Origin of the sequence: Serratia sp. OLAL2 (genome assembly GCF_002752475.1) — a bacterium.
In the GTDB taxonomy this organism is placed as follows: domain Bacteria; phylum Pseudomonadota; class Gammaproteobacteria; order Enterobacterales; family Enterobacteriaceae; genus Serratia; species Serratia bockelmannii.
The window spans coordinates 511926-525708 of sequence record NZ_MSTL01000016.1; the positions used below are offsets into that span (position 1 = coordinate 511926).

Below are 13783 nucleotides of genomic sequence, written 5' to 3' on the forward strand. Positions count from 1 at the left end.
CGACGCCGTGCGCCTGATCATCACGCTTTTGCTCGGTTGCCTGCTGTGGCAACCGGCGCTGGCCGCCCCCGTGCCGACCGAGAACCAGCTCAAACAGGAGCTGAAGCAGGCGGAAAGCAGCAAAAACGCGCCGAATCAGGCGGAAACCACCGAGGCGCTGCAAAGCGCCCTCAACTGGCTGACGGAGCGTAAAGAGTCGCAGACTCGCTCCGAGCAGTATCAGAGAGTGATCGACGATTTCCCGAAGATGACGCAGGAGCTGCGCCGTCAGCTGGTGCTGGAAAGCAACAAGATCCTGCCGAACGGCGACGATCTGCCGGCCGCCGAGCTGGAACAGCAGATCCTGCAAACCAGCAGCCTGCTGCTGGAACAGGCGCGCCTGCTGCAGCAAGAGCAGGATCGCACGCGGGAAATCAGCGATTCGCTCGGCCAGCTGCCGCAGCAGCAGACCGACGCCCGCCGCGCGCTGACCGAAGTGCAGCGCCGTCTGCAGGCGCAGCCCGCCAACCCGACCACCCCGTACGCGCAGGCCGCCCTGGCCCTGCTGCAGACCGAAGCCGCGGCGCGCAAAGCCAAAGTGGACGAGCTGGAGCTGGCGCAGCTGTCGGCCAACAACCGTCAAGAGCTGGCGCGCATGCGCGCCGAGGTCTATAAAAAGCGCCACGAGAAAATAGACGTTCAACTGCAGGCGCTGCGCAACAACCTCAACGCCCAGCGCCAACGCGAAGCGGAACTGGCGCTGGAAAAAACCGAGCAGCTGGCCGAGCAGAACGGCGATTTGCCAAAAAGCCTCAGCCAACAGCTGCAGATCAACCGCGAACTGTCCGCCGCGCTGAACAGCCAGGCGCAGCGCATGGATCTGATTTCATCGCAGCAGCGGCAGGCGGCGGCGCAGACGCTGCAGGTGCGCCAGGCGCTGAGCACCATCATCGAGCAGGCCCAGTGGCTCGGCTCGTCGTCGGCGTTAGGGGAGACCCTGCGCGCCCAGGTGGCGACGCTGCCGGAAATGCCCAAGCCGCAACAGCTGGACGGCGACATGGCCCAGCTGCGCGTGCAGCGCCTGCAGTTTGAAAATCAACTGGAAAAACTGTCGCAGCGCGAATTCAAACGCGACGACGGCAGCGCGCTGACCAACCAGGAGCAGCGCATCGTCGATGCTCAGCTGCGCACCCAGCGCGAACTGCTCAACTCGTTGCTGTCCGGTTGCGACACCCAAATCCTCGAGCTGACCAAGCTGAAGGTGGCCAACACCCAGCTGATCGAAGCGTTGAACGAGATCCGCGACGCCACCCACCGCTATCTGTTCTGGGTGCCGGACGTCAATCCGATCAACTTCTCTTATCCGCTCAACGTGGCGCACGATCTGACGCGCGTCCTGTCGCTGGACACGCTGTCGCAGCTCGGCGGTGCCTTCATGATGATGGTGACCAGCCGCGAAACGCTGATCCCGATCTTCGGCGCCCTGCTGCTGGTGATTTTCAGCATCAGTTCGCGCAAGCACTATCACGCCTTCCTCGAGCGCGCCAGCAGCCGCGTCGGCAAGGTGACGCAGGACGAATTCTTCCTGACGGTGCGCACCGTGTTCTGGTCGATTCTGGTGGCGATGCCGCTGCCGGTGCTGTGGGCCGCGCTCGGCTACGGCCTGCAGAGCGCCTGGAACTACCCGGTGGCGGAAGCGATCGGCAAAGGGGTGACCGCCACGCTGCCGATCCTGTGGATCTGCATGATCTGCGCCGCCTTCGCCCATCCGCAGGGGCTGTTCATCGTGCACTTCCGCTGGCCGGCGAAGCAGGTTTCGCGCGCCATGCGCTACTACAAGATGTCGATCTGGCTGATCGTGCCGCTGATCATGGCGCTGATCACTTTCGATAGCCTGAAAGAACGCGAGTTCGCCAACACGCTGGGACGGCTGTGCTTCATCCTGCTGTGTCTGGCGCTGGCGCTGGTCACCCACAGCCTGAAGCGCGCCGGTATCCCGCTGTATCTGGATAAAAACGGCTCCGGCGACAACATGCTCAACAGCGCCTTCTGGGGGCTGCTGCTGTCGGCGCCGCTATTGGCGGCACTGGCCTCGACCGTCGGTTACCTCACCACCGCGCAGGCGCTGTTGGCGCGCCTGGAAACCTCGGTGGCGATCTGGTTCCTGCTGCTGGTCATCTACCACATCATCCGCCGCTGGATGCTGATCCAACGGCGGCGCATCGCCTTCGATCGCGCCAAACAGCGCCGCGCCGACATCCTGGCCCAGCGCGCCCGCGGCGAAGACGAAACCTCGCACACCCCGAACAGCACTGAAGGCGCCATCGATCCGGACGATTCGGACTTCGATCTGGACACCATCAGCGCCCAGTCGCTGCGGCTGGTGCGCTCGATCCTGACGCTGATCGCACTGGTGTCGGTGATCGTGCTGTGGTCGGAGATCCACTCCGCGTTCGCCTTCCTGGAAAACATCTCGCTGTGGGACGTGACCTCGACGGTGAACGGCGTGGAAACCGCCCATCCAATCACTCTCGGCGCGGTTCTGATCGCCATTCTGGTGTTGATCATCACCATGCAGCTGGTGCGCAACCTGCCGGCGCTGCTGGAGTTGGCAGTGCTGCAGCACCTGGATCTGACGCCGGGCACCGGCTACGCCATTACCACCATCACCAAGTACCTGTTGCTGGTGTTCGGCGCGGTGCTCAGCTTCGCCTGGATCGGCATCGAATGGTCGAAACTGCAGTGGGTGGTTACCGCGCTCAGTCTGGGGTTGGGCTTCGGCATGCAGGAGATCTTCTCCAACTTCATCTCCGGCCTGATCATCCTGTTCGAGAAACCGATCCGCATCGGCGACACCGTGACGATCCGCAACCTGACCGGTACCGTCACCAAGATCAACACCCGCGCCACCACCATCTCGGACTGGGACCGCAAAGAGATCATCGTGCCGAACAAAGCCTTCATCACCGAACAGTTCGTCAACTGGTCGCTGTCCGACACCCTGACCCGTGTGGTGCTGACCGTACCGGCGCCGGGCGAAGCCAACAGCGAAGAAGTGACCAAAATCCTGATGAACGCCGCCGAGCGCTGCTCGCTGGTGCTGGATAACCCGGCGCCGGAGGTTTACCTGGTCGATCTGCAACAGGGCATCCAGATCTTCGAGATGCGTATTTACGCCGCCGAGATGGGCCACCGTATGCCGCTGCGTCACGAGATCCACCAGTTGATCTTGGCGGGCTACCGCGAGCACGGCATCACGCTGCCGTACCCGCCGTTCCAGGTGCGCACCGAGACGCTGTCGCGGTTGACCAACAACGGCCGTACGCCGCCGTCCACGCCGGCGCCGAACACCAAGCGCGACGCCGGGGGGCTGTAAGCGTTTCTCGCGATAAAAAAAGGGCCGGCAAATGCCGGCCTTTTTTGCTTTTCTTACCGCCTGAAACTCAGGCGATCCCGACTGGGAAGGCTAAAACTTCGCTCAGGCTCTCGGCGCCCAGCGCCAGCATCACCAGGCGATCCACGCCCAGCGCCACGCCGGAGCATTCCGGCATGCCGTGCTGCAACGCCGCCAACAGGTTGTAGTCGATCGGCTGCTGCGGCAGGCCGCGCTCCGCACGTTTGCGGTTGTCCTGCTCGAAGCGCTGCTGTTGTTCACGGCCGTCGGTCAGCTCGCGGAAACCGTTCGCCAGCTCAATGCCCTTGAAATACACCTCGAAACGCTCCGCCACGCGGTGGTCTTCGGTGCTGATCTCCGCCAGCGCCGCCTGGCTGGCCGGGAAGTGGTACACGAACGCCGGTTTTTCACGGCCGATATGCGGCTCCACGCCCACGGTGAACAGCAGCTGCAACAACGTATCACGGTCTTCTTCGGTATCGGCGATGTTGCTCAGATCGAGTTTGGCTGCCGCTTCACGCAGCTGCGCCTTCTCCGCCGACAGCGGATCGATGTCCAGATGGCGCAGGAACGCCTGCTGATAGGACAGGGTCTCCGCGCTCTCGCAGTCCAGCACCTGTTGCAGCAGATCGTCCACCTCGTTCATCAGGCGGTACATGTCGTAGTGCGGACGGTACCACTCCAGCATGGTGAATTCCGGGTTGTGATGCCGCCCGGCTTCTTCATTGCGGAAGCTGCGCCCCATTTGGTAGATCGGGCCGCTGCCCGCCGCCAACAGGCGCTTCATGTGATATTCCGGGCTGGTCATCATGTATAGCGTCAGGCCCTCTGCCGCCCCCGGCCCGACGAAACGCGTCTCGAACGGGAACAGGTGAACGTCGGTGACCGTCGCCTGGCTCATGGTGGGCGTCTCAACTTCCAGCACGCCACGATCGGCGAAGAAACGCCGGATCTCAGCCAGAATCGCTGCGCGTTTCAACAAATTGGCGATGGGTGCACTAGGCTGCCAGCTTGCCGTTTCGCTCATGGTAATTAACTCCGAAATCAAACAGGGGATGCAGTCTACTCGCATCCTTGCAGCCAAACAAATTCTTCACGATGCACAACCGTCCATAACGCCAATTTCCGATAAATGGGCGGCAAAAGCGCGTTAAAAAGGGTAAAGCAGGCCAAACGCGCAAAAAAACAGGCAAGCCTGTTGGTCGAGCGTTAATCGACAAAACAATCGATCACATCAAATTTCGACTACTTAACTTTAGGTATAGTTAATTCCCCATTATTGGTGGGAGATATCTATCCTTAACCTTTAAGCAACATTAATCGGTTCAATTAGTTAGCACCCGAAGAGTTCGCTAAATTTTAAGCATAGATATTTAACTTGCCGTTCTTAACAAGAACATTGGAGGAATGCAGTGCAAACCTTTAACGCCGATCTTGCCATTATTGGGGCCGGGGGCGCTGGTTTACGTGCAGCAATAGCCGCAGCGGAAGCCAATCCCCAACTGAAAATCGCGCTGATCTCTAAGGTCTATCCGATGCGCAGCCACACGGTCGCCGCCGAGGGGGGCTCCGCCGCCGTCACCCAGGATCACGATACCTTCGACTACCACTTCAACGACACCGTCGCCGGCGGCGACTGGTTGTGCGAGCAGGACGTGGTCGATCACTTCGTGCATCAGTGCCCGCGCGAGATGACCCAGCTTGAGCAATGGGGCTGCCCGTGGAGCCGCAAACCGGACGGGTCGGTCAACGTGCGGCGCTTCGGCGGCATGAAGATCGAACGCACCTGGTTCGCCGCCGACAAGACCGGCTTCCACATGCTGCACACCCTGTTCCAAACCTCGCTGAAATACCCGCAGATCCAACGCTTCGACGAGCACTTCGTGCTGGATATCCTGGTGGATGACGGCCAGGCGCGCGGCCTGGTGGCGCTCAACATGATGGAAGGCACCCGCGTGCAGATCCGCGCCAACGCGGTGGTGATGGCCACCGGCGGCGCCGGGCGCGTTTATCGCTACAACACCAACGGGGGCATCGTTACCGGCGACGGCATGGGCATGGCGTTCCACCACGGCGTACCGCTGCGCGACATGGAGTTCGTGCAGTATCATCCGACCGGCCTGCCCGGTTCCGGCATCCTGATGACCGAGGGCTGTCGCGGCGAAGGTGGCATCCTGGTGAACAAAGACGGCTACCGTTACCTGCAAGACTACGGCATGGGTCCGGAAACCCCGCTGGGCGAGCCGAAGAACAAATACATGGAGCTGGGCCCGCGCGATAAAGTGTCCCAGGCCTTCTGGCATGAATGGCGCGCCGGCCGCACCATCGCCACCCCACGCGGCGACGTGGTCTACCTCGATCTGCGCCACCTGGGCGAGAAAAAGCTGCTGGAGCGGCTGCCGTTCATCTGCGAACTGGCCAAGGCCTACGTCGGCGTCGATCCGGTGAAAGATCCGATCCCGGTGCGCCCTACCGCGCACTACACCATGGGCGGCATTGAAACCGACCAGAACTGTGAAACCCGCATCAAGGGGCTGTTCGCGGTCGGCGAGTGCTCCTCCGTCGGCCTGCACGGCGCCAACCGCCTCGGCTCCAACTCGCTGGCGGAACTGGTGGTGTTCGGCCGCGTCGCCGGTGAACACGCCGCGCGCCGCGCGCTCGAGACCGCGCCGGCCAACGGCAGCGCGCTGGATGCACAAACCCGCGACGTCGAAACCCGCCTGAGCAACCTGATGAAGCAGGAAGGCAACGAAAACTGGGCGAAGATCCGCGACGAAATGGGGCTGTCGATGGAAGAAGGCTGCGGCATCTACCGCACGCCGGAGCTGATGCAAAAAACCATCGATAAGCTGGCCGAGCTGAAAGAGCGTTTCAAGCGCGTCAACATCACCGACAACACCAGCGTCTTCAATACCGATCTGCTGTACACCATCGAGCTGGGCTATGGCCTGGACGTCGCCGAATGCATGGCGCACTCCGCGTTTAACCGCAAAGAGTCGCGCGGCGCCCACCAGCGCCTGGACGAAGGCTGCACCGAGCGTGACGACGTCAACTTCCTCAAGCATACGCTGGCGTTCCATAACCCGCAGGGCGCGCCGCGTCTCGAATACAGCGACGTGAAAATTACCAAGCTGCCGCCGGCCAAACGCGTCTACGGCGCAGAAGCCGAAGCGCAGGAGAAAAAGAATAAGGAGCAGGCAAATGGCTGAGATGCAAACCCTGAAGATCGACGTCATGCGCTATAACCCGGAAAGCGACGCCGAGCCGCATTTCGTCACTTACGCCGTGCCTTACGACGAACAGACCTCGTTGCTCGATGCGCTGGGCTACATCAAGGATAACCTGGCGCCGGACCTCTCCTACCGCTGGTCTTGCCGCATGGCGATCTGCGGCTCCTGCGGCATGATGGTCAACCGCGTGCCGAAGTTGGCGTGCAAAACCTTCCTGCGCGACTACGTCGGCGGCATGAAGGTTGAAGCGCTGGGCAACTTCCCGATCGAGCGCGATCTGGTGGTCGACATGACCCACTTCATCGAAAGCCTGGAGGCGATCAAACCGTACATCATCGGCAACGATCGCAAACCGGAAGATGGCCCGAACGTGCAGACTCCGGCGCAGATGGCCAAATACCACCAGTTCTCCGGCTGCATCAACTGCGGCCTGTGCTACGCGGCGTGCCCGCAGTTCGGCCTCAACCCCGAGTTTATCGGCCCGGCGGCGATCACGCTGGCGCACCGCTATAACCTGGACAACCGCGACCACGGCAAGAAACAGCGCATGCCGCAGCTCAACGGCCAAAACGGCGTCTGGAGCTGCACCTTCGTCGGCTATTGCTCCGAAGTCTGTCCGAAACACGTCGATCCCGCCGCCGCTATCCAGCAAGGCAAGGTGGAGAGCGCCAAGGACTTCATGATCGCCATGCTGAAGCCGCAATAAGGGAGAAAATTGCCATGACAACTCAACGTAAGCCCTATGTGCGCACCATGACGCCCACCTGGTGGCAAAAGCTCGGCTTCTACCGTTTCTACATGCTGCGCGAAGGCACCTCGGTGCTGGCGGTCTGGTTCAGCATCGTGCTGCTCTACGGCGTGTTCGCGCTGAAGGGCGGCGCCGAGAGCTGGGCCGGCTTCGTCGGTTTCTTGCAGAATCCGCTGGTGCTGTTAATCAACGTCGTCGCATTGCTGGCGGCGGCGCTGCACACCAAAACCTGGTTCGATCTGGCGCCGAAGGCCGCCAATATCGTGGTCAACAGCGAGAAAATGGGACCGGGCCCCATCGTGAAAGGGCTGTGGGCCGTCACGATCGTCGTCAGCGTGGTCATCCTGGCCGTGGCCCTGTTCTAATCCGGAGGAAACATGATAAATCAAGCACCTAAACGCTCCGATGAGCCGGTTTTCTGGGGATTGTTCGGCGCCGGCGGCATGTGGGGCGCGATCGTCGCGCCGGCTATCGTGCTGCTGGTCGGCATTCTGCTGCCGCTGGGGCTGTTCCCCGGTGAAGCGCTGGGTTACGAACGCGTGCTGGCGTTCTGCCAGAGCCTGATCGGCCGCCTGTTCCTACTGCTGATGATCATTCTGCCGCTGTGGTGCGGCCTGCACCGCATCCACCATGCGATGCACGATCTGAAGATCCACGTGCCGGCCGGCAAGTGGGTGTTCTACGGTCTGGCGGCAATCCTCAGCGTCGTCACCGTCATCGGCGTCGTCACTCTGTAAACCGCTCGGGTGGCCAACGCCCGTTGGCCGCCCTTTTCTCATCGGCTACACTGTTTACTCGCCCCCGGTAAACAGGAGTCACCGATGCGTTTATGGTCAAAGCTTAGCGTCATGCTTTCCGCCCTGCTCTCCGTCGCCTGCAGCGTCTCCCCGCCTAAAGACATCAAGGTCGTGACCCCCTTTGACAGCCAGCGCTATCTCGGTACCTGGTATGAGATCGCTCGTCTGGATCATCGTTTTGAACGCGGTTTGCAGCAGGTGACCGCCCATTACAGCCCGCGCGCCGACGGCGGACTGAACGTCATCAATCGCGGCTTCAATCCGCAAAAACAGCAATGGCAAGAAAGCGAAGGCAAAGCCTACTTTATCGGTTCACCGCAGGTCGCGGCGCTGAAAGTGTCGTTCTTCGGCCCTTTCTATGGCGGCTACAACGTGATTGCCCTGGATCCGGCGTATCGCTACGCGCTGGTTTGCGGCCCTAACCGCGACTATCTGTGGATCCTGTCGCGCACGCCGACGCTTGACGCCAGCGTACGCGACAGCTTATTGCAGACGGCCAAAGGCTATGGTTTCGCCACCGACAAGCTGATCTGGGTGCAACAGTCCGCCGATCAGTGACTGCTGAACTTCAGCCCGAGTATGCCGACCACGATCAGGCACAGGCTGATGATGCGCGCAATATTGGTCGACTCACCCAACAGCACCATGCCCATGATGGCTGCACCCACCGCGCCGATGCCGGTCCACACCGCATAGGCGGTGCCGGCGGGCAGCGTTTTCATGGCGTTGGCCAACAGCAACATGCTGACCACCATCGCAGCGATGGTGATGATGCTCGGCGTCAGCCGGGTAAAACCGTGGGTGTATTTCAGACCGATAGCCCAAACCACTTCGAGCAAACCGGCGATAAGCAGAATAATCCAGGCCATGAGACGGCCTCCCTACCACTGGGGTCGTCCCCGATAAAATGACGCGTAAACGGGTCGTCCCGTTTAGCGAGGTGACGCATGACGGGTAACCTCACCCGCACTGCGGCAGGATAGCAGCAGCGTTAACGCTCAGGCAAGGGATAGAAATGTGGCGGCTCTCCGCAGCCGGAACGCCGCCAGGTAGAGAACGGATTATTCCGCGCTGCGCTGAATAGCCTTGCCGCCGGCCTGAATGTCTTCACCCACACCGCGGGTGGTATTGCAGGCGGTCAGCGAGCTCAAAATCATCAAAGAGAAGATCGCGATAATACTTTTCTTCAGCATAAGAAAGTCCTTATTTGTCGTTGATGAAAAAGTACGGCTTTCTAAGCGTAGTCAAAATTGACGGAGGGTGTGGGATCGTGACCGGCTTTGTGGCGCAAATACATCGGGTTAAAGACGGGGATCAGCTGGCCGTGCGGGAGATGGCGCCGCCGAGATGCTGAACGTCTTCGCCGAAACCGCGAAACGTATTGCAACTGCTGAGGGAGAAAAGGAACAACAGGGAGAGCACGGCCAACAACGTTTTCTTGAACATGCGGATTTTCTGCCAACGAACGGAGATAGGATAAAACAGAGGAACCGCGTGGGTTCCTCTGTTTTGAAACTTATTTAACGCGAGAGACGTATTCGCCAGAGCGAGTGTCAACCTTGATCACTTCGCCGATCTGGACGAACAACGGCACTTTCACCACGGCGCCGGTGCTCAGGGTTGCCGGCTTGCCGCCAGTCCCTGCGGTATCGCCTTTCAGGCCAGGATCGGTATCGGTGATTTCCGCTTCGATGAAGTTCGGCGGCTGAACGGCGATTGGACGGCCATCCCACAGGGTGATGATGCACTCTGCGTTATCCTGCAGCCATTTGGCCGCGTCGCCGACGGTTTTGCCGTCAACCTGATGCTGTTCGAAAGACTCAGGGTGCATGAAGTGGTAGAACTCACCGTCGCTGTACAGGTAGTTCATGTTGGTGTCCATCACGTCTGCGCCTTCGCAAGAATCGGTAGACTTGAAGGTTTTTTCCACGCGGGTGCCGGTCAGCAGACGACGCATTTTCACGCGCGCGAACGCCTGGCCTTTGCCCGGCTTAACGAACTCACTGGCTTCGACGGCGTAAGGTTCGCCCTCGAACATGATTTTAAGACCCGGACGGAAATCGTTGCTAGAATAAGTCGCCATGATGGCCCTCTGAATATTTGAACTGGTAGCTTAGCCAAAAAAATGGCACACATTATAACCCAAAGTACGGCACATAGAGAAGATTGGTTGCATCAACTCGCCGATGTTATTACCGATCCCGATGAATTACTGCAGCTTTTGTCACTGAATACGCACCCGGAACTGCCGCAGGGGCGCGATGCCCGTCGGCTGTTTGCCCTGCGCGTGCCGCGCGCCTTCGCTGCGCGCATGCGCCCCGGCGATGCCAACGACCCGCTGCTGCGCCAGGTGCTGACCGCCAGAGAGGAGTTCATCAACGCCCCAGGGTTCACCACCGATCCGCTCGATGAGCAGCGCAGCGTGGTGCCGGGCCTGCTGCACAAATACCGCAATCGCGCACTGCTGCTGGTCAAGGGCGGCTGTGCGGTCAACTGCCGTTACTGCTTCCGTCGCCACTTCCCCTATCAGGATAATCAGGGCAATAAGAACAACTGGCGGCAGGCACTGGATTATATCCGCCAACACCCGGAACTGGACGAGATCATTTTTTCCGGCGGCGATCCGCTGATGGCCAAAGACAGCGAGCTGGAATGGCTGGTTGGCGAACTGGAGACCATCCCGCACCTGAAACGCCTGCGCATTCACACCCGTTTGCCGGTGGTGATCCCGGCGCGCATCACGCCGGCGCTGTGCCGCCTGCTGTCGGCCTCGCGCCTGCAGGTGCTGATGGTCACGCACATCAACCACGCCAACGAAATTGACCGCGACCTGCAAAGCGCCATGGCGCAGCTGCGCCTCGCCGGCGTCACGCTGCTCAACCAGAGCGTGCTGCTGCGCGACGTCAACGACGATGCCGACACGCTGGCGGCGCTCAGCAACGCGCTGTTCGACGCCGGTATCCTGCCTTACTACATCCACGTGCTGGACAAGGTGCAGGGCGCAGCGCACTTCATGGTCAGCGACGATGAAGCGCGCGCCATCATGCAGGCGCTGCTGAGCAAGGTGTCCGGTTACCTGGTACCGCGCCTGACGCGTGAAGTGGGCGGCGAACCGAGCAAAACGCCGATCGACCTGCGCCTGATGCCGGAGTGACGCGCGCCACATGGCCCGATGGAACGAAAAGAGGAATGCCGTGGCATTCCTCTTTTTTTATCTCTTTGCGACTGCGGTCTCAGCGCCTTACGGGCACTTGTAAACCTGGCCGACCATTTTGCTGTCCAGCGGTGCGAAGCTGGAGAGCAGATTCTGGCTCGGGCTGTTGGCGCCGTAGATCACGTTGCCGCCCATGGCCGCCGCCTTGTTGCGCAGATCGTTGGCCGCACCGCGCATGGAGCTGCCTTCACCGCCGTTGCCGGACAGCCAGTTGCTCTGGGTGCCGGTCACTTCCCCCAGCAGCTGGCATTCCGCCGCCGGCTTGCTGTCGGTGAACTTGATCTGCTGACCCGCAGCGGTCAGTTCATGAGTGGTGCTGCAACCCGCCAGCAGCATCGCTGCCGAAAGACCCAGTAAGGCTTTAATCCGCATCTTGTTCCCCATTCGATGTTGAGAATTACGCAAAATCTTCTACCCGTCGCCTTTCAAGCTGTAGCGTTGTTGACTGCGCTCGCTCACCCCAGTTACTTACTCAAGTAAGCGCCTGGGGACTCACGAGCTGGCCGCCTAGCTACAACTTGAAATTCATAGGGTATATCAGAAAGCGATGCCATCTCTTAAGCATCCGTTGCCGCGCGAGCGGGCCAACGTCTTGAGCGACAGCTGATGACTTACCAGTTTACCAGCTAAATCGCCCCGGGCGGCAAAAATATCATCAAATACAGTGCGGCGGCGTTATACCCAACCGGCAACGGCCGCCGATGCCTGCGCCTCCACGTCGCCCTGGCGCGGTTCCCCCTCCGCCAGTTTGAATACCGCCACCGCCTGCGCCAGCAGGGCCGCCTGTTCCTCCACGCCGACGGCGGTGGTCGCCACCTCCTCCACCAGCGCGGCGTTCTGCTGGGTCACCTGATCCATCTGGGTCACCGCCACCCCGACCTGCTCGACGCCTTTGCTTTGCTCTTCCGACGCATAGGAGATGTTATCCATCAGCGACGTCACCTGGTTCACCGAGCCGACGATGGCATTCATCGTCTCGCCCGCCTGTTCCACCAGCCGCACGCCGGCGGCGATATCGCCGGTTACGCCGTCGACCAGACCGCTGATCTCCTTGGCCGAAGTCGCGCAGCGCTGCGCCAGATTGCGCACTTCGCCGGCTACCACCGCAAAACCCCGCCCCTGCTCCCCGGCACGTGCGGCCTCGACGGCGGCGTTCAGCGCCAGAATGTTGGTCTGGAAGGCGATGCCGTCGATCACGCTGGTAATATCCCCCACCTGACGCGCGCTGTCGTTGATCGCCCGCATCTTGTCGATCGCGCTGGCCATCAGCGTTTCGCCGTTGCGGGCAATGCCGGCGGTCTGATTGACCATGCCGGCGGCCTGAGTGGCGTTATCGGCGTTTTGCCGCACCGTGGCGGTAATCTGCTCCATGCTGGCGGCGGTTTCCGTCAGCGCGCTGGCTTGTTCTTCGGTGCGGCTGGAGAGATCGGCGTTGCCGACGGCGATCTCGTGCGTACCGTGGTTGATCGACTCCACACCGTCACGCACCTGCTGCACGGTCGCACTCAGCTCCTGCTGCATCGTCCGTAGGCTGGCGAACAGCATGCCGATCTCATTGTTGTTGCGTACCGCGATCTCGCTGCGTAGATCGCCGCGCCCAACCTTTTGCAAGTGTTCGGCGATCTGGCGCAGCGGCAGAATCAAGCGCCGGCGGAAATCACGCTGCACGGCGACCAGCAGCAACAGGATCGCTGCCAGGGTGCCGCTCAGCAGGCGGGCGAAGACTTTTTGGGTCTGCTCCGCCTCTTCCACTGCCAGACGGTGGGCGGCCACCGTGGCCCGCATGTAGTCGGCAAACTGGTTATCCAGCCGCTGGCGCACCTGGCGCTTCTCTGCCGCCATGGCGTGCAGCCGCTCGATCAGCGCCGTCTGTGGCGTGTCGGCCAACAGCGTCAGTTCTTGCTTCAGCACCGCCTGCTGCGCCAGGTAAACCTTTTTCATCGCCTCGCCCAGATCCGGGCGCGATACCGTCAGGCCCGGCGTCTCCCAAAACAGGTTGAACGCGACGTCGGCGCTGCGCAGCTCACCTCGCGCCTCATCGATACCCTGCTGAATATCGGCTCTGCTGGTCTGCGCCCAGCGCTCGAACGCCATGTTGTCGATCAGCGTCTGCGTTTGCAGCAAAGCACGCCAACTGCGGTTCAGCGCCGCTTCCTCGTCGGAGAAGGTGCTCATCCTGTCGATACTGTGGCCGTTTTGCTGCATGAAATAGAAGGCAATGGCGCCAGTTCCCATGGGCATCAAGCCCAGCAGCAACAGCATCATCATCAGCCAGGTGGCTATTTTCATATTTTTCAGCATAAGTCGTCTCCGTTGACAGTCACACCGGCGAGGGGAAATTCCCCGCCTGGTAGGGGCTATATCGGTACGAAACGACAACGGTTTAGGGTAAAAACAAAATAATGCAATTATTCATTCACC

General features: G+C 60.8%; 14 protein-coding genes. 7 read left to right on the forward strand and 7 right to left on the reverse strand.

Going from position 1 to position 13783, the window contains the following annotated elements; translation table 11 throughout:
• Window positions 1-7 precede the first annotated feature (7 nt).
• Window positions 8-3355 (forward strand): miniconductance mechanosensitive channel MscM, encoded by a 3348-nt coding sequence (gene mscM, locus BVU99_RS11290; protein ID WP_049205242.1) that lies wholly within the window; start codon window positions 8-10, stop codon window positions 3353-3355.
• A 67-nt stretch (window positions 3356-3422) separates the two neighbouring features.
• Here mscM and epmA read toward each other — a convergent pair whose 3' ends face one another.
• The gene (gene epmA / locus BVU99_RS11295) at window positions 3423-4400 is read right to left on the reverse strand and encodes an elongation factor P--(R)-beta-lysine ligase (RefSeq protein ID WP_025305012.1); all 978 of its coding nucleotides are present in this window, start codon (window positions 4398-4400) and stop codon (window positions 3423-3425) included.
• A gap of 385 nt (window positions 4401-4785) precedes the next feature.
• On the opposite strand from epmA, the gene frdA reads away from it, so the two are divergent.
• From frdA to blc, 5 genes are all read left to right on the forward strand, one after another.
• Window positions 4786-6582: a fumarate reductase (quinol) flavoprotein subunit gene (gene frdA / locus BVU99_RS11300; protein ID WP_049209616.1), complete on the forward strand. Its 1797-nt coding sequence runs from the start codon at window positions 4786-4788 to the stop codon at window positions 6580-6582.
• Window positions 6575-7309, forward strand: a complete 735-nt coding sequence (locus BVU99_RS11305; RefSeq protein WP_004929676.1) for a succinate dehydrogenase/fumarate reductase iron-sulfur subunit — start codon at window positions 6575-6577, stop codon at window positions 7307-7309. The genes frdA and BVU99_RS11305 overlap by 8 nt, the downstream gene beginning before the upstream one ends.
• A gap of 14 nt (window positions 7310-7323) precedes the next feature.
• A complete protein-coding gene (gene frdC, locus BVU99_RS11310) occupies window positions 7324-7716 on the forward strand; it encodes a fumarate reductase subunit FrdC (protein WP_025305010.1) in 393 nt (130 codons plus the stop codon).
• Between the two features lie 12 nt (window positions 7717-7728).
• Window positions 7729-8088: a fumarate reductase subunit FrdD gene (gene frdD / locus BVU99_RS11315; RefSeq protein ID WP_004929672.1), complete on the forward strand. Its 360-nt coding sequence runs from the start codon at window positions 7729-7731 to the stop codon at window positions 8086-8088.
• 84 nt (window positions 8089-8172) lie between these two features.
• Window positions 8173-8706, forward strand: a complete 534-nt coding sequence (blc, locus tag BVU99_RS11320) for an outer membrane lipoprotein Blc (RefSeq protein WP_099817068.1) — start codon at window positions 8173-8175, stop codon at window positions 8704-8706.
• Here blc and sugE read toward each other — a convergent pair.
• The 4 genes from sugE to efp all read right to left on the reverse strand — a co-directional run bounded on the left by sugE (window position 8700) and on the right by efp (window position 10231).
• Window positions 8700-9017, reverse strand: coding sequence for a quaternary ammonium compound efflux SMR transporter SugE (gene sugE / locus BVU99_RS11325; protein WP_004929669.1), 318 nt, complete (start codon window positions 9015-9017; stop codon window positions 8700-8702). The genes blc and sugE overlap by 7 nt on opposite strands.
• Window positions 9018-9209: 192 nt before the next feature.
• Window positions 9210-9341, reverse strand: a complete 132-nt coding sequence (locus BVU99_RS11330; protein WP_004929668.1) for an entericidin A/B family lipoprotein — start codon at window positions 9339-9341, stop codon at window positions 9210-9212.
• 121 nt (window positions 9342-9462) lie between these two features.
• Window positions 9463-9594 (reverse strand): entericidin A/B family lipoprotein, encoded by a 132-nt coding sequence (locus BVU99_RS11335; protein WP_004929667.1) that lies wholly within the window; start codon window positions 9592-9594, stop codon window positions 9463-9465.
• A 70-nt stretch (window positions 9595-9664) separates the two neighbouring features.
• Complete coding sequence (gene efp / locus BVU99_RS11340) at window positions 9665-10231, reverse strand: elongation factor P (RefSeq protein WP_004929666.1); 567 nt, start codon at window positions 10229-10231, stop codon at window positions 9665-9667.
• A gap of 42 nt (window positions 10232-10273) precedes the next feature.
• Between efp and epmB the strand changes: the two genes are divergently transcribed.
• On the forward strand, window positions 10274-11302 hold the full coding sequence (gene epmB, locus BVU99_RS11345) for an EF-P beta-lysylation protein EpmB (RefSeq protein WP_049295092.1): 1029 nt from the start codon (window positions 10274-10276) through the stop codon (window positions 11300-11302).
• A gap of 87 nt (window positions 11303-11389) precedes the next feature.
• Here epmB and BVU99_RS11350 read toward each other — a convergent pair whose 3' ends face one another.
• Window positions 11390-11734, reverse strand: a complete 345-nt coding sequence (locus BVU99_RS11350; RefSeq protein WP_025305007.1) for a DUF4156 domain-containing protein — start codon at window positions 11732-11734, stop codon at window positions 11390-11392.
• 303 nt (window positions 11735-12037) lie between these two features.
• Window positions 12038-13663, reverse strand: a complete 1626-nt coding sequence (locus tag BVU99_RS11360) for a methyl-accepting chemotaxis protein (protein ID WP_049295091.1) — start codon at window positions 13661-13663, stop codon at window positions 12038-12040.
• Between the last annotated feature and the right edge of the window lie 120 nt (window positions 13664-13783).